The organism is Vibrio sp. 811, from assembly GCF_033339195.1.
Genome location: NZ_JAWOUB010000985.1, coordinates 1 through 510, shown reverse-complemented (window position 1 = coordinate 510; position 510 = coordinate 1). Strand labels below are relative to the sequence as shown.

Annotated in this window: 1 protein-coding gene; it reads right to left on the bottom strand. The window is 48.0% G+C overall.

Translation table 11 applies throughout. The annotated features are described in order from the left end of the window. On the bottom strand, positions 1–470 hold a 470-nt coding region (locus R7Q46_RS30495), incomplete at its 3' end, for an ATP-binding protein (RefSeq protein WP_318078758.1). Positions 471–510: the final 40 nt, after the last annotated feature.

Below are 510 nucleotides of genomic sequence, written 5' to 3'. Positions count from 1 at the left end.
GCCTGCCCTTCCTCCATCACACAAGGGGCGAGAAACAGTACCCGTTTGGCGGCTGATTCTGTCGCATCAAGCTCATAGAGCGCATCTCTATCCTGAGCATTGTTCACGCTCGCGATGATGCGGTCAAAATCATCCAAATCTCTGCCCAAAGACTGCGCCGCAGCCCAATCGTTGCTATGAGTCACCTCGATGCCAATCTCTTTAGCTAAGCGCATCAAATGTTCCACGCGCGGTAGATAATCATCAATCAACAATAGTCGATTTGCATTCAGTTCTACCGGTTCAGAATGAGGCTGACTTTGTTTAGGCAACTGCAAACTAAAGCTAAAACACGATCCGTTGCCAAAATCCGAACGCACACAAAGCTCACCGTTGTACATGCTGATCAAACGTTTTGAGATTGCCAACCCTAAGCCCGTTCCTTCATGTCGCCTTGTCGCGGAGGTATCGACCTGCTCAAATTTATCCATAATATGAGTTAGCCTGTCTTCAGGAATTCCAATGCCTGTA